At 71.5% G+C, this 23,916-nt stretch carries 21 protein-coding genes and 1 pseudogene; 14 read left to right on the top strand and 8 right to left on the bottom strand.

Annotation, left to right across the window (positions count from 1 at the left end):
- Nucleotides 1-19 precede the first annotated feature (19 nt).
- Nucleotides 20-370 (bottom strand): VOC family protein, encoded by a 351-nt coding sequence (locus CF165_RS10280; protein ID WP_093947235.1) that lies wholly within the window; start codon nucleotides 368-370, stop codon nucleotides 20-22.
- A gap of 108 nt (nucleotides 371-478) precedes the next feature.
- On the opposite strand from CF165_RS10280, the gene CF165_RS10275 reads away from it, so the two are divergent.
- From CF165_RS10275 to CF165_RS10260, 4 genes are all read left to right on the top strand, one after another.
- Nucleotides 479-1,345 (top strand): helix-turn-helix domain-containing protein, encoded by an 867-nt coding sequence (locus tag CF165_RS10275; RefSeq protein WP_439098496.1) that lies wholly within the window; start codon nucleotides 479-481, stop codon nucleotides 1,343-1,345.
- Between the two features lie 212 nt (nucleotides 1,346-1,557).
- Entirely contained in the window at nucleotides 1,558-1,992 is a 435-nt protein-coding gene (locus CF165_RS10270; RefSeq protein ID WP_093947234.1) for a transcriptional regulator, read from the top strand.
- Nucleotides 1,993-2,023: 31 nt separating this feature from the next.
- Entirely contained in the window at nucleotides 2,024-2,602 is a 579-nt protein-coding gene (locus CF165_RS10265; RefSeq protein WP_240521524.1) for a hypothetical protein, read from the top strand.
- Between the two features lie 9 nt (nucleotides 2,603-2,611).
- The gene (locus CF165_RS10260; RefSeq protein ID WP_093947232.1) at nucleotides 2,612-3,697 is read left to right on the top strand and encodes a hypothetical protein; all 1,086 of its coding nucleotides are present in this window, start codon (nucleotides 2,612-2,614) and stop codon (nucleotides 3,695-3,697) included.
- 16 nt (nucleotides 3,698-3,713) lie between these two features.
- On the opposite strand, the gene CF165_RS10255 is transcribed toward CF165_RS10260, so the two are convergent.
- Nucleotides 3,714-4,226 (bottom strand): 2'-5' RNA ligase family protein, encoded by a 513-nt coding sequence (locus CF165_RS10255; RefSeq protein WP_240521523.1) that lies wholly within the window; start codon nucleotides 4,224-4,226, stop codon nucleotides 3,714-3,716.
- A gap of 16 nt (nucleotides 4,227-4,242) precedes the next feature.
- Nucleotides 4,243-4,662 carry a hypothetical protein gene (locus CF165_RS10250; protein ID WP_093947231.1) on the bottom strand — a complete coding sequence of 140 codons (420 nt, stop codon included), beginning with the start codon at nucleotides 4,660-4,662 and terminating at the stop codon, nucleotides 4,243-4,245.
- 156 nt (nucleotides 4,663-4,818) lie between these two features.
- On the opposite strand from CF165_RS10250, the gene dinB reads away from it, so the two are divergent.
- Nucleotides 4,819-6,009, top strand: a complete 1,191-nt coding sequence (gene dinB, locus CF165_RS10245; RefSeq protein WP_093947230.1) for a DNA polymerase IV — start codon at nucleotides 4,819-4,821, stop codon at nucleotides 6,007-6,009.
- Nucleotides 6,010-6,021: 12 nt separating this feature from the next.
- Here the strand turns inward: dinB and CF165_RS10240 are convergent, their stop codons facing one another.
- On the bottom strand, nucleotides 6,022-6,912 hold the full coding sequence (locus CF165_RS10240) for a class I SAM-dependent methyltransferase (RefSeq protein WP_093947229.1): 891 nt from the start codon (nucleotides 6,910-6,912) through the stop codon (nucleotides 6,022-6,024).
- A 218-nt stretch (nucleotides 6,913-7,130) separates the two neighbouring features.
- Here CF165_RS10240 and CF165_RS10235 point away from each other — a divergent pair, with 218 nt between their 5' ends.
- The 3 genes from CF165_RS10235 to fdhD all read left to right on the top strand — a co-directional run bounded on the left by CF165_RS10235 (nucleotide 7,131) and on the right by fdhD (nucleotide 10,234).
- Nucleotides 7,131-7,541 carry a histone-like nucleoid-structuring protein Lsr2 gene (locus CF165_RS10235; protein ID WP_093947228.1) on the top strand — a complete coding sequence of 137 codons (411 nt, stop codon included), beginning with the start codon at nucleotides 7,131-7,133 and terminating at the stop codon, nucleotides 7,539-7,541.
- A gap of 526 nt (nucleotides 7,542-8,067) precedes the next feature.
- Nucleotides 8,068-9,399, top strand: coding sequence for an OFA family MFS transporter (locus CF165_RS10230; protein WP_240521522.1), 1,332 nt, complete (start codon nucleotides 8,068-8,070; stop codon nucleotides 9,397-9,399).
- A 1-nt stretch (nucleotide 9,400) separates the two neighbouring features.
- Nucleotides 9,401-10,234, top strand: coding sequence for a formate dehydrogenase accessory sulfurtransferase FdhD (fdhD, locus tag CF165_RS10225; protein WP_205660813.1), 834 nt, complete (start codon nucleotides 9,401-9,403; stop codon nucleotides 10,232-10,234).
- Here the strand turns inward: fdhD and CF165_RS10220 are convergent.
- The 3 genes and pseudogenes from CF165_RS10220 to sucC form a co-directional block, all read right to left on the bottom strand.
- A complete protein-coding gene (locus CF165_RS10220) occupies nucleotides 10,222-11,097 on the bottom strand; it encodes a LysR family transcriptional regulator (RefSeq protein ID WP_205660812.1) in 876 nt (291 codons plus the stop codon). The genes fdhD and CF165_RS10220 overlap by 13 nt on opposite strands.
- A gap of 37 nt (nucleotides 11,098-11,134) precedes the next feature.
- Complete coding sequence (sucD, locus tag CF165_RS10215) at nucleotides 11,135-12,016, bottom strand: succinate--CoA ligase subunit alpha (RefSeq protein WP_093947225.1); 882 nt, start codon at nucleotides 12,014-12,016, stop codon at nucleotides 11,135-11,137.
- Nucleotides 12,017-12,019: 3 nt separating this feature from the next.
- Nucleotides 12,020-13,164 (bottom strand): annotated as a pseudogene (gene sucC / locus CF165_RS10210) (ADP-forming succinate--CoA ligase subunit beta).
- A gap of 275 nt (nucleotides 13,165-13,439) precedes the next feature.
- Here sucC and CF165_RS10205 point away from each other — a divergent pair.
- The 4 genes from CF165_RS10205 to CF165_RS10190 are packed head-to-tail and all read left to right on the top strand — an operon-like array spanning nucleotide 13,440 to nucleotide 19,958.
- Nucleotides 13,440-15,176 carry a thiamine pyrophosphate-binding protein gene (locus CF165_RS10205; protein WP_205660811.1) on the top strand — a complete coding sequence of 579 codons (1,737 nt, stop codon included), beginning with the start codon at nucleotides 13,440-13,442 and terminating at the stop codon, nucleotides 15,174-15,176.
- 14 nt (nucleotides 15,177-15,190) lie between these two features.
- A complete protein-coding gene (gene frc, locus CF165_RS10200; RefSeq protein WP_093947224.1) occupies nucleotides 15,191-16,420 on the top strand; it encodes a formyl-CoA transferase in 1,230 nt (409 codons plus the stop codon).
- Nucleotide 16,421: 1 nt separating this feature from the next.
- Nucleotides 16,422-18,566: an acetate--CoA ligase family protein gene (locus CF165_RS10195; protein WP_093947223.1), complete on the top strand. Its 2,145-nt coding sequence runs from the start codon at nucleotides 16,422-16,424 to the stop codon at nucleotides 18,564-18,566.
- A 15-nt stretch (nucleotides 18,567-18,581) separates the two neighbouring features.
- Nucleotides 18,582-19,958 carry an OFA family MFS transporter gene (locus CF165_RS10190; protein WP_093947222.1) on the top strand — a complete coding sequence of 459 codons (1,377 nt, stop codon included), beginning with the start codon at nucleotides 18,582-18,584 and terminating at the stop codon, nucleotides 19,956-19,958.
- A 30-nt stretch (nucleotides 19,959-19,988) separates the two neighbouring features.
- On the opposite strand, the gene CF165_RS10185 is transcribed toward CF165_RS10190, so the two are convergent.
- Nucleotides 19,989-20,726 (bottom strand): GntR family transcriptional regulator, encoded by a 738-nt coding sequence (locus tag CF165_RS10185; RefSeq protein WP_093947221.1) that lies wholly within the window; start codon nucleotides 20,724-20,726, stop codon nucleotides 19,989-19,991.
- A 259-nt stretch (nucleotides 20,727-20,985) separates the two neighbouring features.
- On the opposite strand from CF165_RS10185, the gene CF165_RS10180 reads away from it, so the two are divergent.
- Both CF165_RS10180 and CF165_RS10175 read left to right on the top strand, forming a co-directional pair.
- Complete coding sequence (locus CF165_RS10180; RefSeq protein ID WP_093947220.1) at nucleotides 20,986-21,981, top strand: 2-dehydropantoate 2-reductase; 996 nt, start codon at nucleotides 20,986-20,988, stop codon at nucleotides 21,979-21,981.
- A 12-nt stretch (nucleotides 21,982-21,993) separates the two neighbouring features.
- Entirely contained in the window at nucleotides 21,994-23,916 is a 1,923-nt protein-coding gene (locus CF165_RS10175; protein WP_093947219.1) for a molybdopterin oxidoreductase family protein, read from the top strand.

Here is a 23,916-nt window from a genome sequence, read left to right as displayed (position 1 = left end):
CCTCTTGCCGTGAAGCCGCTCAGCCCGGGATGAGGCAGAACAGGTGGCCTTCGGGGTCGGCCAGTACGACCCAGTCGCCGCCCCCGGGCTGGAAGTCCGGCTTCGTCGCGCCGAGCGACCGGAACCGGGCGACGGCTTCTTCCAGGTTGCCGACCCGGAGGTCGAGGTGGGCGTGCTTGGCGTCGTCCGGCCACGCCGGGCCGCGGTAGCCGTCGACACGCTGGAAGCCGAGGCCCACCGGGCCGCCGCCGAGCTGCACGGTGTCGTCGTCCGAGTAGGTCACCTCCCAGCCGAGTGCCTTGGCGTAGAACGCGGCGAGTGCCGCCGGGTCGGCGCAGTCGAGGACGAGCGTGGTGAGTTCCGCGGGCATTTCCCGACTCCTTTCCTTCGCCCGGCAGCCTGCCCGGCGCGGGAGCCGCGGTCTTGAAGATCCTTGCGGCGCCGGAAACTGTCGGACTCCCGGCGTACCGTCCGGCTCGTGCTCGAAACAGTCGAAGTCGCCGCGCGGCCCGGTTACGCCGTCAGCGTGGTGAAGTGCGCGGAGGACCACGCCGGCTGGTCGCCGCCCGAGGTGGCGGCGGGCCACCGGATAGTGCTCGTGCGGCGGGGCCGGTTCCGCCGTCGTGCCCGCGGCGTCGTGGCGGACGCGGACCCGACGGTGGCGTACCTCGCGGAGCCGGGGGACGAAGAGCGGTTCGCGCACCCGGCGGGCGGTGACGTCTGCACGTCGGTGACCTTCGGCGCTTCGCGTTGGCGGCAGCTCGCGGGCGACCGGCTCGCGCGCACCACGGTGTACGTCGACGGCGCGCTCGACCTCGCCCACCGCCGCGTGGTGGCTTCGGCCGCCGACCCGGGCTACGGGCTGGCGGAGGAACTGCTGGTGCTGGTGGGCCGGGCGGTCACCCAGGCGGCCACGGCCCCTACGCCCGCATCGCCGCATCGGGGGAGCCGCGCCGACGAGCGCGCCTTGGTGGCGCTCGCGCGCGAAGCGCTGGCGGCGGACGTCCCGGCGGCCGCCGGGCTGTTTCCGCTGGCGGATCTGCTGGGTGTCTCGCCGTACCGGCTGAGCCGCGCCTTCCCGCGCGAGCTGGGGGTTTCGCTGACGCGCTACCGCAACCGGCTCCGCGTCGGCCGGGCGCTCGACCGCCTGGAAGCGGGGGAGCGGCGGCTGGCGGATCTGGCGGCGGACCTCGGGTTCGCCGACCAGGCACACCTGACGCGCACGGTGCGCGAGCACGCCGGCGAAACACCCGCGGCGCTGCGCCGGCTGCTGGCGGGTCAGCCGGGCGGAGGTTCGCGTCGCGGTTCCCGGCCCGCGCGGTCCGGACCGGAGGAAGCGTGCTGAGACGGGATGGCGCGGCGGGCTGGGGGTGGGCGCGTGGCCACCCCCAGCGGCCACGTGAGTCACCCCGCGGCCGCTGCGCCACCCCGGGTTCTGTGTCATGTTTCCGAAACACCGAACGCGAGTATCGTAGTCTTTCCGGCACATCCTGTGTCAAGTTTTCGGAACAGCTACGCTGTCGGGTGTCACTTTTCATAGACGAAAGTAGGGGTGCGGTGAGCGAAGAGCGCAGTTTCGCCGAACGGCTGGCGCACTTGATCGCGACCGTGCACCCGCCGGACCGCAAGCCGTACTCCTACCGGGAGATCGCGCACGGCGTCGCCGAGCAGACCGGCGTGACGATGTCGGCGACCCACGTGCAGCAGCTCGCCGTCGGGGCGCGCAAGGACCCCAAGCGCTCGCACATCCAGGCCCTCGCCCAGTTCTTCGGCGTGCCGGTGACCTACTTCTTCGACGAGCAGGTCGCCGGGCAGGTCGACCGGCAGGTCGAGGACGTCGTGGCGTGGCGCGACAGCGAGGCGCGCAACCTGGCGCAGCGGGCCATGCGGCTCTCGCCCCGCGACCGCGAAACGGTGACGGCGCTGCTGGACCAGCTCAGCAGCTACGACGACACCCGGCACCGGGAGGGCAGGCGCCGGAAGCCGGAGTGATCCGGCCGCCTCGGCTACGATGACCCCGTCCGTGATCGCGCCCCGGTGCACCCGGCTGGCGCCCGGGGAGCGGGGAGGACCCATCGACGAGCGCGGCCTGGCGGAGCTCCGCGAACGGGCCCGGGAACGCGTGCGGACGGTGCTGGCCGCCGTCCCGCTGCCGCGGCCGTGGTCGATGAACGCCTGGGTCGACCGCCTCGAAGCCTGGCGCGGGCGCGAGATCGACCTCGTGCCGGTCGCCCACCGGCCCGGTCAGCCGTCCGGGGCCTGGCAGGCCCGCCCGGACTACGACCTGATCGCCTACACCGGGCACACATCGGCGCTGCACCAGGACCACATCATCGCCCACGAGCTGGCCCACTTGCTGTGTGCGCACACAGGCGCCTGCCTGCTGTCGGAGTCGGAAGCCGCCGAGCTCGCCCCGGACCTGGCGCCGCGGGCGTTGTCGCACCTGCTCACCCGCGTCACGTCCGGTGCCGACGAGTACGAGGCCGAGCTGATCGCCGTCCTGCTGATGAGCGCGGCGACGAGCGAGCCGCCCGCCGTTCAGCCGGGCGCGTCCGGCCGGGCGGCCGACCAGGCCCGGCGGCTGGCGGCGTTGCTGGGATAGTCGTGTCCCGTGATCGACATACTTTTCGTCGGAGTCGGGCTGTTCGCGCTGTTCGCCGGCATCTGGCGGGCCGTCCGCGCGCGGCGCACCGGCGCGGGCGCGGGCCTGGCCGTCTCGCTCATCGCGCTGGGCGCGGCGTTCTGCTTCCTCGCCAACCGTGCCCAGCTCGTCGAGAGCGAGGTCTACCCGAGCCTCGGGCGGCTGTTGTCGAACCTGGCGACGATGGTCGCGGCCTACGGCATCGGCCTGACCGTCGCGGAGATCAGCGGCACCCGCGACCGCGGCCGGCGCACCCGGCTGGTGGCGCTGGCGACGGCGTTGACCCTGCTGGCGGTGATGTTCTTCAGCACCCCGGACCTGCCCCGCGGCATCGGCGTGTTCGACGAGCTGTACCGCACCCACCCGACGCTGGTCGTCTACGTCTTCACCTACACCGTCTACCTCGGGTTCGCGGTCCTCGACATCGGCGTGGTGGCGGCGGTGACGATCCGGGCGAGCGGCGGCGCGCTGCGCGCGGGGCTGGCGCTGTTGCTGCTGGCCTCGGCGTTCGCGGTGGCCTATCTCGCCGGGAAGGTCGTCGCGACGATCCGCGCCCTCCAGGACGACCACCCGGCGAAGGCGTTGTGCCGGGGGCCGTTCTCGACGCTGCCGTGCACCCTCGACGTCGGCTTCCCGGCGGTCTCGGTGCTCCTGATCGTGGTGGGGCTGACGATCCCGGCGGTCCCGGGCCTGCTGGCGGCCCGCCGCGACGCCCGGACACTGCGCGTGCTGCGTCCCCTGCGAACGCACCTGACGCGGCGGTTCCCGGAGATCGCCCGCATCGACCCGGGCGGCCGGTCCCGCCGCGAGCGCCTCTTGACGGCGATGAGCGAGACGAACGACGGCCTGATCCTGGCCGGCGTGACCCCGGACCTGCCTCCGGCGGCCGCGGCGAGACTGGTGCGCGACCTTCCGGACGAGCGGGGGGAAGCCGAGCCGCCCACCGCCGGGGGCGAACCGTTCGCCGCGGACGTGGCCCGGCTGCGGGCGATCGCCGGCGCGTACCGAAAGCTGGACACCACGACGGCGGACTGGACACCGGGCTCGCCGCGGTGACCACCCGCCTTTCCGGTCAGCCGCCGAACGGCGCCTCGAGCCGGGACACCCAGCCGTCCTCGGTGAGGGCCACCAGCCGCAGCGCCTCCGCCCGGTCGGTCAGCGGAAGCAGGGGCCGGACCTCGTGAGCCACCCGCTCGAGGGTCTCTTCGTCACCGCCCATGGCGACGGTCACGTGCGCTGGTGGCCGCAGACCGAACCGGCCACCGTACGGCGGCACTTCCGGCCAGCGCGCGCACACCGCGTCGGTGACGGGCTGGAGCGCGGGAGCCGGGATGGCCGCGAAGCCGGGCCTGGTCAGGAACTCGCCGAGCCGCACCTCGACCGGCGGGACGGCCGCCGCCAGCTCGCGGATCGCGGTGGCGACGTCGTCGGTCAGCTCACCGTCCGGCAGGAACGGGTACAGCGCCGTCACGTGCGCGGCCAGGCCGGGGCGGACCAGGGCGGGGTCGACGCGCCGGGCGGCGGCCAGTGCGGGTTCGGCGGCGGGCAGCAGGATCAGCAGCGCGGTGGTTCCGGGATCGGGCACCTCCGCATCATGGCAGTCAAGCGACGGCGGTCTCCGGGAACCGGCCCGCGCGGGCCAGGGCGAGGCTGCGCCGGCACAGCTCGACGAGGTCCTGGTTCGCGCGGCTGCGCGGGGTGCGGCCGCAGAGCCCGCAGTGGATGGCCACGTCGCCGGTCAGCTCGTCCACCGCGACCAGTGCCTGGTGGTCGCAGCGGCGGCACCAGCGGTACCCGATGGCCGGGTTCGTGTGCACCGGGGACGCCACGCATTCGTGCAGCCAGCGGCGGTGCGTGCGGCAGGTGACGCGGTCGGTCGGGTCGAGGCCGCCGGTGTCCTCCACGCGGTCTTCCCGCGCCAGCGTCGAGGCCAGCAGCGGCTGCCGCGCCGCGGTGGGCCGGTCCTGCGGATTCGGTGCGGCCCACGCGTGGTGGTCGCCGCATCGGCACTTCTCGGTCATGTCGCCCCCAGTGGTCGGGTCGTTCGCTCTCTTCGAGTGTGAGCGCGGCCACAGAGCGCCGACAACCGGGAAAACGCGCAATTTCGGTCGGCGGCGGGTCACCCGCGGCGGGCGGACGAGCGGACTTCGGCCCCCGGGTATGCGAACATATGTTCTATGGAGGACGAGGGGCCCATCCTGCACGCCGACCTCGATTCGTTCTACGCGTCGGTCGAGCAGCGCGACGATCCGGCGCTGAAGGGACGGCCGGTGATCGTCGGCGGCGGGGTGGTGCTGGCGGCGAGCTACGAGGCCAAGGCCTACGGCGTGCGCACCGCGATGGGGGGCGCGCAGGCCAGGAAGCTCTGCCCGCACGCCGTCGTCGTGCGACCGCGGATGTCGGCCTACCTGGCCGCCAGCCGGGCGGTGTTCGAGGTCTTCCACGACACCACGCCGTGGGTGGAAGGTCTCTCGATCGACGAAGCGTTCCTCGACGTCGGCGGGCTGGCCAGGATCGGCGGGCGGCCGAGCCACATCGCCGAACGGCTGCGTGCCGCGGTCGCCGAGCGAACCGGGCTGCCGATCACCGTCGGGGTGGCGAGGACGAAGTTCCTCGCCAAGGTCGCCAGCCGCGTGGCCAAGCCGGACGGCCTGCTCGTCGTGCCGCACGACGCCGAGCTGGAGTTCCTGCACCCGCTGCCGGTTTCGGCGCTGTGGGGCGTCGGCAAGGTCACCGCGGAGAAGCTGCGCGCCCGGGGCATCGCGACGGTGGGCCAGCTCGCCGCGTCGGAGCAGGTGGACCTGGTCGGGCTGCTCGGCCGGGGCGCCGGGACGCACCTGCACCACCTGGCGCACAACGAGGACCCGCGCCGCGTCGAGATCGGCAGGCGGCGGCGCTCGATCGGCGCCCAGCGGGCCCTCGGGCGCGGCAGGCGGACGCCGGCCGAGCTCGACGTGGTGCTGGTGGCGCTGATCGACCGGATCGCGCGCCGGTTGCGCGCGGCCCGCCGCGTCTGCCGGACGGTGACGATCCGCCTGCGCTTCGCCGACTTCTCCCGCGTCACCCGCTCGCACACGCTGAACGAGCCGACGGCGGGCACCGGCGTGCTGCTCGCCGCGGCCCGGGAGCTGCTCGTCGCGGCGCTGCCGCTGATCGCCGACCGCGGGATCACCCTGCTGGGCGCCGCGCTGTCCAACCTGGCCGACGAAAACCCGTTCCAGCTCGCCCTGCCGTTCGAGCAGCAGCGGGCGAGCGAGCTCGACACCGCGCTGGACGCGGTGCGGGACCGGTTCGGGAAGGCCGCGGTCACCCGGGCGGTCCTGCTCGGCCGCCCGGACGACCTCGAAATGCCGATGCTGCCCGACTGAGCGGACGAGCGTTCAGCTCCCGCCGCCGGAGCGGTGGGGAATGCGCGCGTGGGTCAGCGCGGAAAGGGCGGCGGGCCGCAGCGCGTCGGTGCGGCGCCACAGCCGCGGGGCGACGCTGTCCCGTTGCCCGGCTTGGCCGACGACCTCGAACCCGGCCGCACGCAGGAGGCCGGCCAGGTCCGCGGGCGAGAGGAAGGTGCGCCACGGCTCGCCCTGCCCGGCGGCCACCGGCCCGACCGCCTCGGCGTAGCCGTTTCCGGCCGCGTCGCGCAGCTGTGCGGGCAGCAGGTGGTCGGCGACGATTTCCGATCCCGGCGCGAAACCGCCGAGCTGAGCCAATGTGCCGGCAACCGCCTCGCGCGTCAGGTACATGGTGACACCGAGCCAGCTCACGAACACGGGGCGAAACGGGTCGAGTCCACTCTGGACGGCACATTCCCGGAGCGGGTCGGTTTCGAAGTCGACCGGGACGAAGGTGACCGAAGCCGGAACGGCGACCCCGGCGCCGTCGAGCAGTTCCCGTTTCACCGTCTGGGTCGCCGGATGGTCGACCTCGAACACCCGGAATCGGCCCGGCGGGGTCCGATAGGCGAAGGAATCGAGCCCGGCGCCCAAAATCAGATACTGGTCTATACCAGAATTGACGCGGGTAAGCCGTTCCTCGGCGAAGCGGCTGCGGCACACCGCCTCGGCGCGGGCGCCGGCGAGGACCGGATGGGTATCGTGGAGCCGGTGGTAGGCCAGGAGTTCCTCGGCCTGGTCGCCGAGAAGTGCCGCGGCGAGGGTGTCGGAGAAGATGAACGGCTCGGCGTCGACGAGCAAATGTGCCGCCCGTGCGGCGGCCGCGGTGAAGGCGGTGCGGCTGGCGCGGGGAGTATTGGCGGGAAAATCGTCGGTCGTCATCCCGTCACGGTACCGATTTGATTCCGAGCATATCACAAATACAAATATTCGACAAGACGGCGAGCATTTCGGCTCCGTTGCGGTCACCCTGGACCCGGGCGACCCACTCGCCCGGGCGGCCATTGTGGACGCTTCACGGGTGTCGCGCGTGCCGGACGAGATTCGACAGGTTAGGGTCTGTCCGACCGTGTTCTGGAGAAGATGAGGAACGAAGAACCATGGCGCAACGGGTGCAAGTCCAGATGGTGGACGATCTCGACGGGAGCGAGGCTTCGCAGACCGTCCCCTTCAGTCTCGACGGCGTGACCTACGAAATCGACCTGTCCGAGGACAACGCTTCCGCGCTGCGAGACGAGCTCGCCCGCTACGTCGGGGCCGCGCGCCGCATCGGCGGCCGCAAGGTCCGCCTCGCGACCGGCCAGACGCTGGCGGGGCCGTCCGGCTCGGGCACCGACCGCGAGCGCAACCGGCAGATCCGGGAATGGGCCCAGGCCAACGGCTACGAGGTCGCCGAGCGGGGCCGGCTGTCCAGCGAGATCATCGCCGGCTTCGAAGCCGACCAGGCCGCGCAGGCCGAGCCCGCCGAAGCCAAGCCGGCGCGCAGGCGGGCCTCTCGCAAGAAGTCTTGAGCCGTGCCCGCGTGCTGACCAAGCCGCGCTGTGGTGCCGGAGCGCGCTGACGAAGCCGTGCCGCTGGGTGCGGCTTCGTCAGCGAGGCGCGGGTTGCATCGCCGCTGACGCCGCCTGCTGCGTCCGGCGGCTCTCGGTTCGCCTCTGTTGTTGCGTTCGAAAGTAGCCGGGTTGTCGCGTTGAGTGCTCGCCGCCCGGACTGGTTCCGCCCCGCCGCGCCCGTCTCGTGTTGGTACGTTGGCGTTCCTCCCTGTTCCGGCCGGCGGTGTCGGTTCGGGTGAGCGCGAATCGCGCGGTCAAAGCTTGTCGGCGCGGGCTCGGGTCGCCAGACTGTCAATGCTCCTCGCGGCCGGTACCGCGCGGGAGCACCGGTCCGGTGGCCGCCTCCTCCCTCGATGGCCACCGGGCCGCCTCCCTTTCCGCCCGTCGATCGACCTCCGTCCGGGCGGCTCATCGGACATTCCTGTGGACTTCCCCGGCGAACAGGCGCACACTCAGCCTACTGGATACTGCATACAATCTTCAGTTGGTCGAGGAGGCGGTCGCCATGGCCGAGGTTCGCGAGCTCCGGGATGTGTACGGACGGCGCTACCGCGTCGGGGAGTCCGATCGCGACCTGCTCGGCCGGCCGAGGAGCCGGATCGCCTGGCTCGCCACGGCGGCCATGCTCGCCGCCGGGGTGCAGCAGTACGGGTTCGGCGCCATCGTGCCCGCGCTGAGCCGCGCGCACGGCTGGACGTTCGGCGGGATCGTGCTGTCGCTCGCGGTGTGGGCGATCTGCCAGGCGGGAGCGGCGTTCCCGGCCGCCTGGCTCCGCGAACGCGGCCGGTTCCCCGCGCCGGCGGCGATGGCGGCCGGCGCGGTGCTGTGCGCCGCCGGGCTCGTGACGCTCGGCCACGCGAGCAGCCTGCTCACCGTCTTCCTCGGCTACTCGGTGCTCGGCGGGCTCGGCACCGGCCTGGTCTACGCCACGTGCGTCGGCGCTGTGCTCGCCTGGTTCCCGGACCGCACGGGATCCCGGGCCGGCGTCGTCAGCGGCGCTTTCGCCTACGGCAGCGTGCCTTTCGTCGTGCTCGCCGCCGCTCTGCCGGCCGCGCGGCCGGTGCTGCTGGACGTCACCGCCGCCGTCGTGCTCACGGTGATCGCCGGCTGCGGCGCCGTGCTGCGGTACCCGCCGCGGCATTGGTGGCCGCCCACGCCCGAGCCGCGCACCTGGGCACTGGACCGGGCGCACAACCGCCGCCCGGCGGTCCGGCACTACCGGCCGGCGGAGCTGTTCCGGTGCGGCACGACGCTTTCGCTCTACCTCGTGGTCGTCCTCGCGGCCGCCGTGCTGCTGTTCGACCTGGCCTACCTGGCGACGTTCGTCACCGCCCGCAGCGGGCCCGGGCTCGCCGCGGCCGCGCTCGCCTCGCTCGCCGCGGCCACCGGCAGCGGACGCATCCTGATCGGACGGCTCGCCGACCGGCTCGGCCGGCACCGGATCCTGCGCTTCGCGCTGCTCGCGGGTGGTGTCGCGCAGTTCGTGCTGTTCTACTCCGGCGAGCACCGGCACGCCGTCGGCCTGCTGCTGGGGGCCGCACTGGCCGGGCTGGGGAACGGCTGCTGCTACACGCTGCTCGTCGGGCTGGTCCGCGAGTACTTCGGCGAGGAGTCGGCGGCCCAGAACTTCGGGATCCTGTATTCCGCCAAGGCCGTCGGCGCGGTGGTCGGGATCGGGCTGGCCGCGGTCGTGGTCACTTCGCACGGGTTCGTGGGCGCGTTCACCGCGGCCGGGGTGCTGAGCCTCGCCGGCGCGGTGCTGTCCGGGCGGCTGACCCAGCCGGGCCGGCCCAAGTCACTGCTGCCGGCGGCCTGACGTGGGGCGGATGACCAGCAGGCGCCGGGTGCTGCGCGTCCACGACGGCGGCCACACGACACGGCCGGACACGCTCACGGTCGAGGAACCCCTCGAAATCCGGGTCGCGGGCAAGCCGCTCTCGGTCACGATGCGGACCCCGGGGGACGACTTCGACCTCGCCGCCGGCTTCCTCGTCGGCGAGGGCGTGGTCCGGGCGGCCACCGACATCCACTCGATCCGCTACTGCGCCGGGGCCACCGCGGACGGCGGAAATACGTACAACGTCCTGGACGTCGTGCTGGCCCCGGGCGTCGCCCCACCGGTCGCGTCGGTGGAGCGGAACTTCTACACGACGTCCTCGTGCGGACTGTGCGGCAAGGCGAGCCTGGACGCCGTGCGCACCACGGTGACCTGGCCGGTCGGCGGCGACCCGTTCACGACCGGCCCGGCGACGCTGGCCGGGCTGCCGGACGAGCTCCGGGCGGCGCAGCGGGTCTTCGACCGCACCGGCGGCCTCCACGCGGCGGGCCTCTTCGACGCCGACGGCAAGCTGCTGTGCCTGCGCGAGGACGTCGGGCGGCACAACGCGGTGGACAAGGTCGTCGGCTGGGCGGCCCGGGACGGCAAGCTGCCCCTGGCGGGGACGGCGCTGATGGTCAGCGGCCGGGCTTCGTTCGAGCTGGTGCAGAAGGCGGCGATGGCGGGGATCCCGTTGCTGGCCGCGGTTTCGGCGCCGTCGTCGCTGGCGGTGGACCTGGCCGCAGAGCTGGGCCTGACCCTGGTGGGGTTCCTGCGCGGCACGTCGATGAACGTCTACACGCGACCGGACCGGCTGGGTCTTCAGCCGAGCTGAGCGAGCACCGCGGCCACGGCGGCCGAGCGCCCGGCCCGGTGGACGGCGGCGAGCTGCCACGATGGCGGCCGGCCGAACCGCCGGACGGTGAGGTCGCCGAACCGGGCGGCGGCCGAGGCGGGCAGCACACAGGCGGCGAGCCCGGCGCGCACGAGCCCGGCCGCGACGGCGAGGTCGTCGACTTCGAGGCGAACCCGGCGGCCGGGAAAAGCCCGGTCGACGGCCTCTCGGATCGCCCAGCCGGGCGGGAAGTCCACAAGGGACAGTTCGGTGAGGTCGGCGGGCGCCGGGCGGGACCCGCCCGGCGCGGTCGCGAGGACCAGGTCTTCGCTCGGAAGCAGGCTGGTGACCAGCTCGGTCGGGGGAGCGGATCTCCTGACCGCCGTGTCGTCCTCTGCGACACTTTCGGCGATCGGCTCCCCGGGGCAGCCGGGCGTGAGTGTCAGCGCCAAGTCCATAGTGGACTCGGAGATCGCGCGCCGAGCCTCGAGGTCCGGCAGCTGCCGGACCTCGACGGCCAGACCCGGATGAGCCTGCTGGAGCTTCGCGAGGACGTGGTGGAGGTCGGTCAGCAGACCGGGGGACACGCCGAGCCGGACACGGCCGGCCACCGGCGAGACCGCCGCGCGGGCTCGCTCCGCCGCTTCGAGGGCCGCCCGCGCGGCGGGCACGAAGGCCTCGCCGGCGGGGGTCAGGACCACTCGGTGCGTCGTGCGGTGGAACAGCGGCGTGCCCAGGTCGCGCTCCAGCGCCCGGACCACCGTGGATACCGTCGACTGCACCGTCCGCAACCGCTGGGCGGCCGCGGTGAAGCCACCCTCCTCGGCGACCGCCACCACCACCGCCAGCTGGCGCAGCTCCATCACGGCACCTTGCCCCTGCCGCAGCACAAGACTGGCATCAGCCGAGGACCTCGCGCGCGAGCGCCGCGGTTTCGCTCGGGGTGCGTCCCACCCGGATTCCCGCGGCCTCCAACGCCTCCTTCTTCGCCGCGGCCGTTCCCGCCGACCCCGAGACGATCGCGCCCGCGTGGCCCATCGTCTTGCCTTCCGGGGCGGTGAACCCCGCCACGTACCCGACGACCGGCTTCGAGACGTTCGCGCGCACGAACTCCGCGGCCCGCTCCTCGGCGTCGCCGCCGATCTCGCCGATCAGCACGATCAGCTCGGTCTCGGGGTCCTTTTCGAACGCCTCCACCGCGTCGATGTGCGTCGTCCCGACGATCGGGTCGCCGCCGATGCCGACGCAGGTCGAGAACCCGATGTCGCGCAGCTCGTGCATGAGCTGGTAGGTCAGGGTCCCGGACTTCGACACGAGGCCGATCCGGCCCGGCCCGGTGATGTCGGCGGGGATGATCCCGGCGTTCGACCTGCCGGGGGAGATGATGCCCGGGCAGTTCGGCCCGATGATGCGGGTCCGCCCGCCCGCGGCGACGGCGTGGGCCCACAGCCGCGCGGTGTCGTGCACCGGAACGCCTTCGGTGATCACCACCACGAGGCCGATCCCGGCGTCGACGGCCTCGACGACGGCGTCCTCGACGAACGGTGGCGGCACGAACAGCACGCAGACGTCGGCGCCCGTCGCCGCCATGGAGTCCGCGACGCTGCCGAACACCGGCAGCGAAGCACCACCGATGTCCAGCTGCCGGCCGGCCTTGCGCGGGTTCACCCCGCCGACGACGTTCGTCCCGGCGGCCAGCATCCGCCGCGTGTGCTTCGTGCCCTCGGAACCGGTGATGCCGGAGACGACGACCCGGCTGTTCTCGTCCAGGAAGATGGCCACGGCTCAGACCTCCGCGATCGCGCGCTTCGCCGCCTCGCGGGCGGCGTCGTCCATGGTGGCCACCACGGTGACCAGGGGGTGGGCGGCTTCGGCGAGGATCCGCCTGCCCTCGGTGACGTTGTTCCCGTCGAGCCGGACCACCAGCGGCTTGGCCGCGCGCGAACCCAGGATCTCCAGCGACCGCACGATGCCCGACGCCACCGCGTCGCAGGCGGTGATGCCGCCGAAGACGTTGACGAACACGCTGCGCACCTGCGGGTCGCCGAGGATCACGGTCAGCCCGTCGACCATCACCTGCGCCGACGCCCCGCCGCCGATGTCGAGGAAGTTCGCCGGCCCCCGTGCGCCCGCTTCGGCCGCGGCCGCCGCCACGACGTCCAAAGTGGACATGACCAGCCCGGCGCCGTTGCCGATCACGCCGATGTCGCCGTCGAGCTTGACGTAGTTGAGACCTTTCGAGCGGGCCTCACGCTCCAGTGCGTCACTGCCGGACGCCTCGTCGAAGGAGGCGGAACGGCGGAAGGACGCGTTGTCGTCCAAGGTGATCTTGCCGTCCAGCGCGACGATCCCGGCCGGCGTGCACGCGAGGGGATTGACCTCGACCAGCGTGCAGTCTTCGGCGACGAACACCTCCCACAGCTTTTCGACGACCTCCGCGGCCTCCGCCCGGACGTCAGCCGGGAACGCCGCCGCCACCGAAGCGGCATCGACGCCTTCCAGGGGATTCACCGGAATCCGGACGACGGCGTCCGGCCGGGAGGCCGCCACCTTTTCGATGTCCATCCCGCCTTCGACCGACGCCATGGCGAGGAACGTGCGCGCGGCGCGGTCGAGCAGGAAGGAGACGTAGTACTCCTCGGTGATTTCACTCGCTTCGGTCACCAGGACGCGGTGGACGGTGTGGCCTTGATGTCCATCCCGAGAATGTCGTCGGCGGCCTGCTCGGCGTCGTCGGCGGTCGGCACCACGCGGACGCCGCCCGCCTTGCCGCGGCCGCCGGTCTTCACCTGGGCCTTGACCACCACGGGGGTGCCGAGCGCGGCGGCCGCGGCCCGGGCCCCGGCCGGACCGGCGGCGACCCGGCCGCGGGGGACGGGTACGCCGTGTTTCTCGAAGAGATCACGGGCTTCGTGTTCGAAGAGATCCATGCGGGAGCGTCCTTTCCGCGGCGGGACAGGGCGAGGAGATCCGCCGTGTCCGGGCGTGGGGCGACCGGTCCACCAGGGGAGGAAAAAACCCTGCCGATGGGCCTGGACACGGGCTGCTAGAAGAGTGACTATATGCCTACCCCATACGGTATGCAATCTACAGTCTGCCGCGAAGAGGCCGCTGACCTCGGAGGACGTGGGACGGCGGCACGAGCGGACCGGGACACGGAGCGCCGGACAAGAGAGATCCGGCGGCGGACCAGAGGAGCTGAGCCATGGCGCTGACAACGACCGGCACCACCGCGGGGGAGGGTGCCGCGGCGACGAACGGCGCCGCGCCCGCGCCGGCCGGAATATCCGGCGGCCACCTGGTGGCCAAGGCGCTGAAGGCCGAAGGGGTCGACACGATCTTCACCCTGTGCGGCGGCCACATCATCGACATCTACGACGGCTGCGTCGACGAAGGCATCGAGGTCATCGACGTCCGGCACGAGCAGGTCGCGGCGCACGCGGCCGACGGCTACGCGCGGATCACCGGCAAGCCGGGCTGCGCGGTGGTCACCGCGGGCCCGGGCACCACCGACGCCGTCACCGGGGTCGCCAACGCGCTGCGCGCGGAAAGCCCGATGCTGCTGATCGGCGGCCAAGGCGCGCTGACGCAGCACAAGATGGGGTCCCTGCAGGACCTCCCGCACGTGGACATGATGGCGCCGATCACCAAGTTCGCCGCCACCGTGCCGCACACCGCCCGCGTCGCGGACCTCGTCTCCATGGCGTTCCGCGAGGCCTACGCCGGCGCGCCGGGGCCGTCGTTCCTGGAGATCCCGCGGGACGTCCTCGACGCGCGGGTACCGCTCGAAAGCGCGAGGATTCCCGAAGCCGGCCGCTACCGCGCGTCGACGAAGAACGCCGGCGACCCGGCCGACATCGAGAAGCTCGCCGACCTGCTCGTCCACGCGAAGAAGCCGGCCATCCTGCTCGGCAGCCAGGTCTGGACCACGCGGGCCACCGAACCGGCCGTAGACCTGGTGCGCACGCTCAACATCCCGGCGTACATGAACGGCGCCGGCCGCGGCACGCTGCCGCCGGGCGACCCGCACCACTTCCAGCTCTCGCGCCGCTACGCCTTCGACAACGCCGACGTCATCGTCATCGTCGGCACGCCGTTCGACTTCCGGATGGGCTACGGCAAGCGGTTGTCGAAGGACGCCACCGTCGTCCAGATCGACCTCGACTACCGCACGGTCGGCAAGAACCGCGACGTCGACCTCGGCATCGTCGGCGACGCCGGCCAGGTCCTCGCCGCCGTCGCGCAGGCCGCCTCCGGCCGTGCCGACAACGGTTCCGCCGGCCGCAAAGCCTGGCTCGAAGAACTGCAGGCCGTGGAGGAGAACGCGAAGCGGAAGCGGCTGCCGCTGCAGCACTCCGACGCGAGCCCGATCCACCCGTACCGGCTGGTCCACGAGATCAACGAGTTCCTCACCGAGGACTCGATCTACATCGGCGACGGCGGCGACATCGTCACCTTCTCCGGCCAGGTCGTGCAGCCCAAGTCGCCTGGCCACTGGATGGACCCCGGTCCACTCGGGACACTCGGCGTCGGCATCCCGTTCGTCATGGCCGCCAAGCACGCGCGCCCGGACAAGGAGGTCGTCGCGCTCTTCGGCGACGGCGCGTTCAGCCTCACCGGCTGGGACTTCGAGACGCTGGTGCGGTTCGACCTCCCGTTCGTCGGGATCGTCGGCAACAACTCGTCGATGAACCAGATCCGCTACGGCCAGGCCGCGAAGTACGGCCTGCCGCGCGAGCGCGTCGGCAACACCCTCGGCGACGTCCGCTACGACGAGTTCGCCCGGATGCTCGGCGGTTACGGCGAGGAGGTCCGCGACCCGGGGGACATCGGCCCGGCGCTGCGGCGGGCGCGGGAGTCCGGCAAGCCGTCGCTGATCAACGTCTGGGTCGATCCCGACGTGTACGCCCCCGGAACCATGAACCAGACCATGTACAAGTGAGCGGAGGCCAAGGCATGGGTAAGGCACTGGAGGGCGTCCGCGTCCTCGACATGACACACGTGCAGTCCGGTCCGTCGTCGACGCAGCTGCTCGCCTGGCTCGGCGCGGACGTGATCAAGCTGGAAACGCCCGGCCGCGGCGACATCACCCGCGGGCAGCTGCGCGACCTGCCCGGCGTGGACAGCCTCTACTTCACGATGCTGAACGCCAACAAGCGCAGCATCACGCTCAACATGAAGAGCGACGAGGGCAAGGAGGTCTTCGAGAAGCTCGTGTCCGGTGTGGACGTCCTCGTGGAGAACTTCGGCCCGGGCGTGGTCGACCGCTTCGGCTACCCATGGAAGAAGCTGGCCGCGCTGAACCCGCGGCTGGTCTACGCCTCGATCAAGGGCTTCGGCCCCGGCCGCTACGCCGACTTCAAGGCCTACGAAGTCATCGCGCAGGCGATGGGCGGCGCGATGAGCACCACCGGCTTCGAGGACGGCCCGCCGACCGCGACCGGCGCGCAGATCGGCGACTCGGGCACCGGCATCCACCTGGTGGCCGCCATTCTCGCCGCGCTGTACCAGCGGACCTCCACCGGCCGCGGCCAGCGCGTCCAGGTCGCCATGCAGGACGCCGTGCTCAACCTGTGCCGCGTCAAGCTGCGCGACCAGCAGCGGCTGGCGCACGGCCCGCTCGGCGAGTACCCGAACGACCACTTCGGCGACGAGGTACCGCGCTCGGGCAACGCCTCCGGTGGTGGCCAGCCCGGCTGGGCGGTCAAGTGCGCGCCCGGCGGCCCGAACGACTACATCTACGTGATCATCCAGCCACCCGGCTGGGCGCCGCTGACCCGGCTGATCGGCAAGCCGGAGCTGGCCGACGACCCGGCGTGGGCCACCCCCGAGGTCCGGCTGTCCAAACTGGACAAGGCGTTCGCGCTCGTCGAGGAGTGGACCGAGAAGCACACCAAGTGGGAAGTGATGGAGAAGCTCAACGCTCACAACATCCCGTGCGGCCCGATCCTGTCCACGAAGGAGCTCATCGAGGACGAGACGCTCGCCGAACTGGGCTCGGTCGTCGAGGTCCCGCACCCCGAGCGCGGCACCTTCAAGACCGTCGGCTGCCCGCTCAAGCTGTCCGACTCGCCGGTCGAGATCGAGCGGTCACCGCTGCTCGGCGAGCACAACGACGAGGTGCTCGCCGAACTCGGCTACGGCCAGGCGGAGCTCGAGAAGTTCCGCGCGGCGGGGGTGATCTGACGTGGCGGATCGCGCGGCGGTCGAAAAGATCCTGGACCGGGCGGCGGCCGAAGGCCGGTCCTCGCTGACCGCACCCGAGGGGCGGGCGGTCTGCGAGGCATACGGTATCCCGACCCCGGCCGAGCGGCTGGCCACCACGGCCGAGGAGGCCGTGGCCCACGCCGAAGCCATCGGGCTGCCGGTCGTGCTCAAGATCGTCTCTCCGGACATCCTGCACAAGACCGAGGCCGGCGGCGTGCTCGTGGGGCTGGATGACGTGGATGCAGTATCCGCTGGATTCGCGCGGATCGTGGACAATGCCCGGGCGTACGACGCCGATGCGGAGATCCTCGGCGTCCAGGTCCAGCGGATGCTCAGCGAAGGCCAGGAGGTGATCATCGGCTCGGTCACCGACCCGACGTTCGGCAAGATCGTCGCGTTCGGCCTCGGCGGTGTCCTGGTCGAGGTGCTCAAGGACGTCACCTTCCGCCTCGCGCCCACGACCACCGAAGAGGCGCTGTCGATGGTCGACGGTATCCAAGCGGCCGAGATCCTCCGGGGCGTCCGCGGCTCGGATCCTGTCGACCGCGACGCCCTCGCCGCGGTGATCACCAGCCTCGGGCAGCTGGTGGCCGACTTCCCCCAGCTGTCCGAAGTCGACCTCAACCCGGTGCTCGCCACCGCGGCCGGGGCCACCGCGGTGGACGTCCGCATCCTCGTCGACCCGGACGCCGCGAAGGAGCCGCACAGGTTCACCCAGGAGGAGATCCTCGCCTCGATGAACCGGATCATGAAACCGGCGTCGGTCGCCGTCATCGGCGCGTCGGCCGAGGCCGGGAAGATCGGCAACTCGGTGATGAAGAACCTGGTCAACGGCGGGTACGCGGGGGAGATCCACCCGATCAACCCCAAGGCCGCCGAGATCCTCGACCGCAAGGCCTACGCGAGCATCACCGACGTGCCCGGCGACGTCGACGTCGCGGTCTTCGCCATCCCGGCGAAGTTCGTCCCCGCGGCCCTCGAAGAAGCGGGCGAGAAGGGCGTGGCGGGGGCGATCCTCATTCCGTCCGGGTTCGGCGAAACCGGCAACATCGAGCTGCAGGACGAGGTCGTCGCGATCGCGCGCAAGCACGGCGTGCGCGTCCTGGGGCCCAACATCTACGGCTACTACTACACGCCGGAAAACCTGTCGGCGACATTCTGTACACCGTATGACGTCAAGGGCGGCGTGGCGCTCTCGTCGCAGAGCGGCGGCATCGGGATGGCGATCCTGGGCTTCAGCCGTTCGGCGAAGATGGGTGTCTCCTCGATCGTCGGCGTCGGCAACAAGGCCGACATCGACGAGGACGACCTGCTCACCTTCTTCGAGCAGGACGACAACACCGAACTCGTCGCCATGCACCTCGAAGACCTCAAGGACGGCCGGTCGTTCGCGGAGACGGCGAAGCGGGTCTCGAAGCGCAAGCCGGTCGTGGTGCTCAAGGCCGGGCGGACGTCGCAGGGCGCCAGGGCGGCCAGCTCGCACACCGGCGCGCTGGCCGGCGACGACAAGGTGTACGACGACATCCTCCGGCAGAGCGGCGTGATCCGGGCGCCCGGGCTGAACGACATGCTCGAGTACGCCCGCGGCATTCCGCTGCTGCCCGCGCCGAAGGGCGAGAACGTCGTCATCATCACCGGCGCCGGCGGCTCCGGCGTGCTGCTCTCGGACGCCTGCGTCGACAACGGGCTGAGCCTGATGGAGATCCCGCCGGACCTCGACACGGCGTTCCGGAAGTTCATCCCGCCGTTCGGCGCCGCGGGCAACCCGGTCGACATCACCGGCGGCGAACCGCCGTCGACCTACCGCAACACGATCGCGCTGGGTCTCGAAGACGACCGCATCCACGCCCTGATCCTGGGCTACTGGCACACCATCGTCACCCCGCCGATGGTGTTCGCGGAACTCGTCTCCGAAGTGGTCGAGGAATACCGCGCGAAGGGCATCCACAAGCCTGTTGTCGCGTCCCTGTCCGGTGACGTCGAAGTCGAGGAGGCGAGCGACTACTTGTACGAGCGCGGCGTCGTCGCGTACCCGTACACGACCGAGAAGCCCGTGGCGGTGCTCGGCGCGAAGTACCGCTGGGCGCGGGCCGCTGGCCTGCTTTCGAACCTGAGTCAACGGTGACGAAGGAGAACTCTCATGACCGCAGCCACGTACCAGGAGATAGTTGACGAGAACGGAAGAGTTTACCGGGTAGGCGAGTCCCCGCACGACATCATGGGGCGCTCGCGCAGCTGGATGGTCTGGCTGCCCTGGGTCGCCATGATGGCGGTCAGCGTGTTCGAGTACGGCTGGGGCGCCGTCGAAGGCACGCTGGAGGAGAAGTACGGCTGGACGTTGTCGGACGCCTTCTGGCTGGCCAGCATCTGGGCGGTGTTCCAGGCCGGGGTGGCGTTCCCGGCCGGACGGCTCAGAGAACGCAACGTCGTCTCGGCGAAGACGGCGATGCTGCTCGGTGCCGTGTTGAGCGGCATCGGCTACTTCACCATCGCGCACAGCGGAAACCTGACGCTGGCGTTCATCGGGTACTCGGTCTTCGGCGGCACCGGCGCCGGGCTCGTGTACGCGACCTGCATCAACATGGTCGGCAAGTGGTATCCGGAGAAGCGTGGCGCGCGGACCGGGTTCGTCAACGGCGGCTTCGCCTACGGCTCGGTGCCGTTCATCTACCTCTTCAGCGCGTTCCTCGGACACGAGAACGTCACCGGCGTGCTGGACGGCATCGGCCTGTACATGCTGGTCGTCGTCGGCGTCTGCGGGTTCCTGTTCAAGGACCCGCCGAAGAGCTGGTGGCCGAAGGAGGTCGACCCGATCTCGTGGGCGAAGGGCAAGGCCGGGGTCAAGAGCCTGGCCAAGAACCCGCCCGCGGTCCGGCAGTTCACGCCGATGGAGGCGATCCGGACCGGCATGCTCCCGCTGATGTGGGTGTGCCTGGTGATCATCGGCGGTGTCTCGCTGTTCGGCATCAACTTCCAGGTGCCCTTCGCCAAGGAGAGCCACTTCGGCGCGTTCGTCGCGGCGTCCTCGGCGGGTGTGCTGGCCATCGTGAACGGCACCGGCCGCGCGGTCGTCGGCTGGGCGTCGGACAAGCTGGGCCGCCGCCAGACGCTGACGATCGTGCTGCTGATCGCCGGCGGCGCGCAGTTCGGCGTGCTCTACGCCGGCAACACGCACAACCTGGTCCTGTTCATGGTGTTCGCGTTCCTGACCGGGTTCGGCGGCGGGGCGTTCTACCCGTTGTTCGCCGCGCTCGTGCCGGACTACTTCGGCGAGAACAACAACGCGTCGAACTACGGCCTGGTCTACAGCGCGAAGCTGGTCGGCGGCGTCGGCGGTGGCGGGCTGGCCGCCGGGGTCATCAGCGCGTGGGGCTACACCGGTGCGTACGTCCTGGCCGGGTGCATCGCGGTGCTTTCGGCGGTGCTGACGCTGTTCCTGCGCCAGCCGGGCCGGATGCGCCACCAGCTCGCCGAAACCGAGCTGGTGGCGCGACCGTCGGCCGCAGCCGGCGGCTGATCCGGTTCCCGCTCCCCGGTCCTGCCGAAATCAGGATCGGGGAGCCTCCGGACGTTCGTGGTAGGCCTGGCGGGTCCGTTCGGTGTGCTTGGCCATGATCCTCTCGGCGGCGTCGACGTCGCCGTCGGAGATCGCGTGGATCAGCTCGTCGTGCTCGTTCCACGCGTCCCGCCCGCGGGGCCGGGCGATCGGCGTGTAGTACCAGCGGACCCGGCGGTCGACCAGGCCGATCAGTTCCGCGAGCACCGCGTTCCCGGACAGTTCGGTGATAAACGCGTGGAGGGCGGCGTTGGCCGCGACCAGTCCTTCGGTGTCCTCTTCGTGCAGTGCGTCGACCCCCGCCTGCTGCAGTTCCCACAGGCGCCGGATGTCCTCCGGCTTCGCGTTGCCGGCGGCGAGCTTCGCGGAGTGCGCCTCCAGCACGCCGCGGACGCTCAGCAGCTGGTCGGCCTCCTCGTCGGTGGGCAGGTGCACGAACGCGCCCTGGGCGGGCCGGAGGTCGACCCAGCCTTCGCTCTGCAGCCGCTGCAGGGCTTCGCGGACGGGCTGCCGGCTGACGCCGAGGTACTCGGCCAGGTCCGCCTCGACCAGGTGCTGCCCGGGTTCGAGGGTGCGGTTGATGATCAGTTCGGCGAGGGCTTCGTAGACGACCTGGCGCAGCGGGGCGGGCCGTTCGACGCGCTTGGCGGCGGTCGAGCTGAGCGAGCCCTTGGCCGTGCGGCGGCCGCTCGGGCCGCGGTCGGGAAGGGGGGAAGCGGGCTGGCTCACGGGACACCTCGAAGGGGAGCGGAAAGCGATGATCTGCGCTCAGGATACAGGTTTTGGTATGCAAAATCCCAGAATCTCACCCGTCTCGGGCGCATTCCGCCGATGTGGATCAACTTCCCCGGATCGATGTGACCCGCAGTGTCTGATTTGTTCGATTCGACTCAGCTGTCCGAGGGTCGCTTCGTGACGGGGCTGGCTCCGATCGTGGATTCAGGATACTGTATGCAATCACGTGCTCGACCGAAGTGGGAGGCACATCATGAAGGTGGCTGTTCTCGGGGCCGGGGCGATCGGCGCGTACGTCGGCGCCGCGCTGCACCGCGGCGGGACCGAGGTGCACCTGATCGCCCGGCGGGCCCACCTCGCCGCGATGCGCGAGCACGGCGTCCGCGTGCTCAGCCCGCGTGGTGACTTCACCGCGCGTCCGCACGTCACGGACGACCCCGCCGAAGTCGGCGAGGCCGACTTCGTGTTCCTCGGCCTGAAAGCCAACTCCTACGCCTCGTGCGGCCCGCTGCTCGCCCCGCTGCTCGGCCCGGACACCGCGATCGTCGCGGCGCAGAACGGCATCCCGTGGTGGTACTTCCACGGCCTGAAGGGACATCCGCTCGAAGGACGGCGCGTCGAGACCGTCGACCCCGGCGGCTCGGTGACCGCGGTGCTCGAACTGCGGCGCGCGATCGGCTGCGTCGTCTACTGCTCCACGGTGATCGAAGAACCCGGCGTGATCCGGCACCTGGAGGGCACCCGGTTCTCCCTCGGCGAGCCCGGCGGCGAGATCTCCGCGCGCTGCGAGGTGCTCAGCGCGGCCATGATCGCCGGCGGGCTCAAGGCGCCGGTCGAACCGGACCTCCGGAACGACATCTGGGTCAAGCTGATGGGCAACGTCGCGTTCAACCCGCTGTCGGCGCTGACCCGGGCGACCATGGCCCAGATGTGCGAGCACGACGACACCCGCGCGCTCGTCGCCACGATGATGACCGAGACCCTCGCCATCGCCCGCGCGGCGGGCAGCGACCCGAAGGTCTCGGTCGAGAAGCGCATCGACGGCGCCTGGCGCGTCGGCCACCACAAGACCTCGATGCTGCAGGACCTCGAAGCGGGCAAGCCGCTGGAGATCGACGCGATCGTCGGCGCGGTCGTCGAGCTGGCCGGCCTGACCGGCGTGCCCGCGCCCGCCCTGCGGTACGTGCACGCCGCCGTTTCCCTGCTCGACCACACCAGCACCACACCCGTCCCCGTCGGGTCGCACTGACCGGAGGTTCCCGTGAAGCGCAGGAAGACCGAGCCGTACGTCCGGCTTATGCAACCCCAGGTGCGCGACTCCGGCGTGCTGCGGCCGGCGACCTGGGAGGAGGCTCTCGACCGGGCCGCCGCCGGGATCCGCCGGACCCTGGAGAGCAAGGGGCCCGAGGCGTTCGGGATGTTCTCGTGCGCCCGCGCGACCAACGAGATGAACTTCGTCGCGCAGAAGTTCACCCGCGCGGTGATCGGCACGAACAACGTCGACTCGTGCAACCGGACCTGCCACGCGCCGAGCGTCGCCGGGCTGGCCCGGGTGTTCGGCAGCGGCGGCGGGACGTCTTCGTACCAGGAGGTCGAGGACGCGGACGTCATCGTGATCTGGGGTGGCAACCCCCGCGAAGCGCACCCGATCTTCTTCCAGCACGTGCTGAAGGCCGTCCACAAGGGAGCGAAGCTATTCGTCGTCGACCCGCGCCGCACCAGCACCGCGAGCTGGGCGCACCGGCAGCTGCAGCTCGAGGTCGGCACCGACATCCCGCTGGCCCACGCGATCGCCCGCGAGATCATCCACTCCGGACTGGCCAACCGGACCTTCATCGAACGGGCCACCGAGGGGTACGCCGAGTTCGCGGCTTCGGTCGAGCCATGGACTCTCGAGGTCGCCGAGAAGACCACCGGCGTGCCCGCCGAGCTGATCCGCGAACTCGCCCACAGCTACGCCCGCGCCGACCGGGCCCAGCTGTCGTGGACCCTCGGGATCACCGAGCACCACAACGGAACCGACAACGTCCTCGCGCTGATCAACCTGGCCCTGCTCGCCGGCCAGGTCGGTCGTTACGGCGCCGGGCTGAACCCGTTGCGCGGGCAGAACAACGTCCAGGGCGGCGGCGACATGGGCGCCATCCCCGACCGGCTGCCGGGCTTCCAGGACGTCCTCGACGCCGGCGTCCGCGCCAAGTTCGACACCGCCTGGGGCTCGTCCATCCCGCCGCACCAGGGCCTCAACCTCACCCAGATGCTCGACGCGATGGAACGCGGCGACCTGACCTGCGTGTACATCATCGGCGAGAACCCGGTCCAGTCCGAGGCGGACTGCGAGCACACGATCAAGCGGCTGGCCGGCGTCGACCACCTGGTGGTGCAGGACATCTTCCTGACCAAGACCGCCCAGCTGGCGGACGTCGTGCTGCCGGCGACGGCGGCCTGGTGCGAGAGCGACGGCACCTTCACCAACTCCGAACGCCGCGTCCAGCGCGTCCGCAAGGCCCTCGAACCGCCGGAAGGCGCGCGCGACGACATCGAACTGCTCTCGGAACTGGCCCGCCGGCTCGGGCACGACTGGCACTACACCGGCGGCGAAGAGGTCTGGGACGAACTGCGCTCGCTGTCGCCGATGCACGCCGGTATGTCGTATGCACGGCTCGAAGCGCTCGGCGGGATCCAATGGCCGTGCTACTCCGAAGACACCCTCGAACCGACGTTCCTGCACGGCCGGCTGTGGGCCGAGGACCCGGCCGGGCGCGGCCGGCCGGCCCCGTTCACGGTGCTCGAGCACAGCCCGCCGGTCGACCTGCTCACCGAGGAGTTCCCGATCCGGCTCACCACCGGACGACGGCTGGACTCCTACAACACCGGCGTCCAGTCCGGTGGGTTCCCGTCGCCGTTGCGGCAGGGCGAGACGCTCGACCTCTGCCCCGAGGACGCGCGGGCCCTCGGCGTCGAACCCGACGAGGTGGTCCGGATCTCTTCGCGGCGCGGCGAGATCGTTGCTCCGGTCCGGCTGGACAAGGGGCTGAAGCCCGGGCTGGCGTTCATGACCTTCCACTTCCCGGACGAGGTCGACGTCAACGTCCTCACGATCGAGGCGACCTGCCCGGTCGCCGGGACCGCCGAGTACAAGGCGGCGGCCATCCGCGTCGACAAGCTGTCGGAACTGGGAGCCTGA

The organism is Amycolatopsis vastitatis (genome assembly GCF_002234595.1).
GTDB classification, from domain to species: Bacteria; Actinomycetota; Actinomycetes; order Mycobacteriales; family Pseudonocardiaceae; genus Amycolatopsis; species Amycolatopsis vastitatis.
Note: the sequence above shows the minus strand (reverse complement) of the source record. Positions and strands in the feature narration are given on the sequence as shown.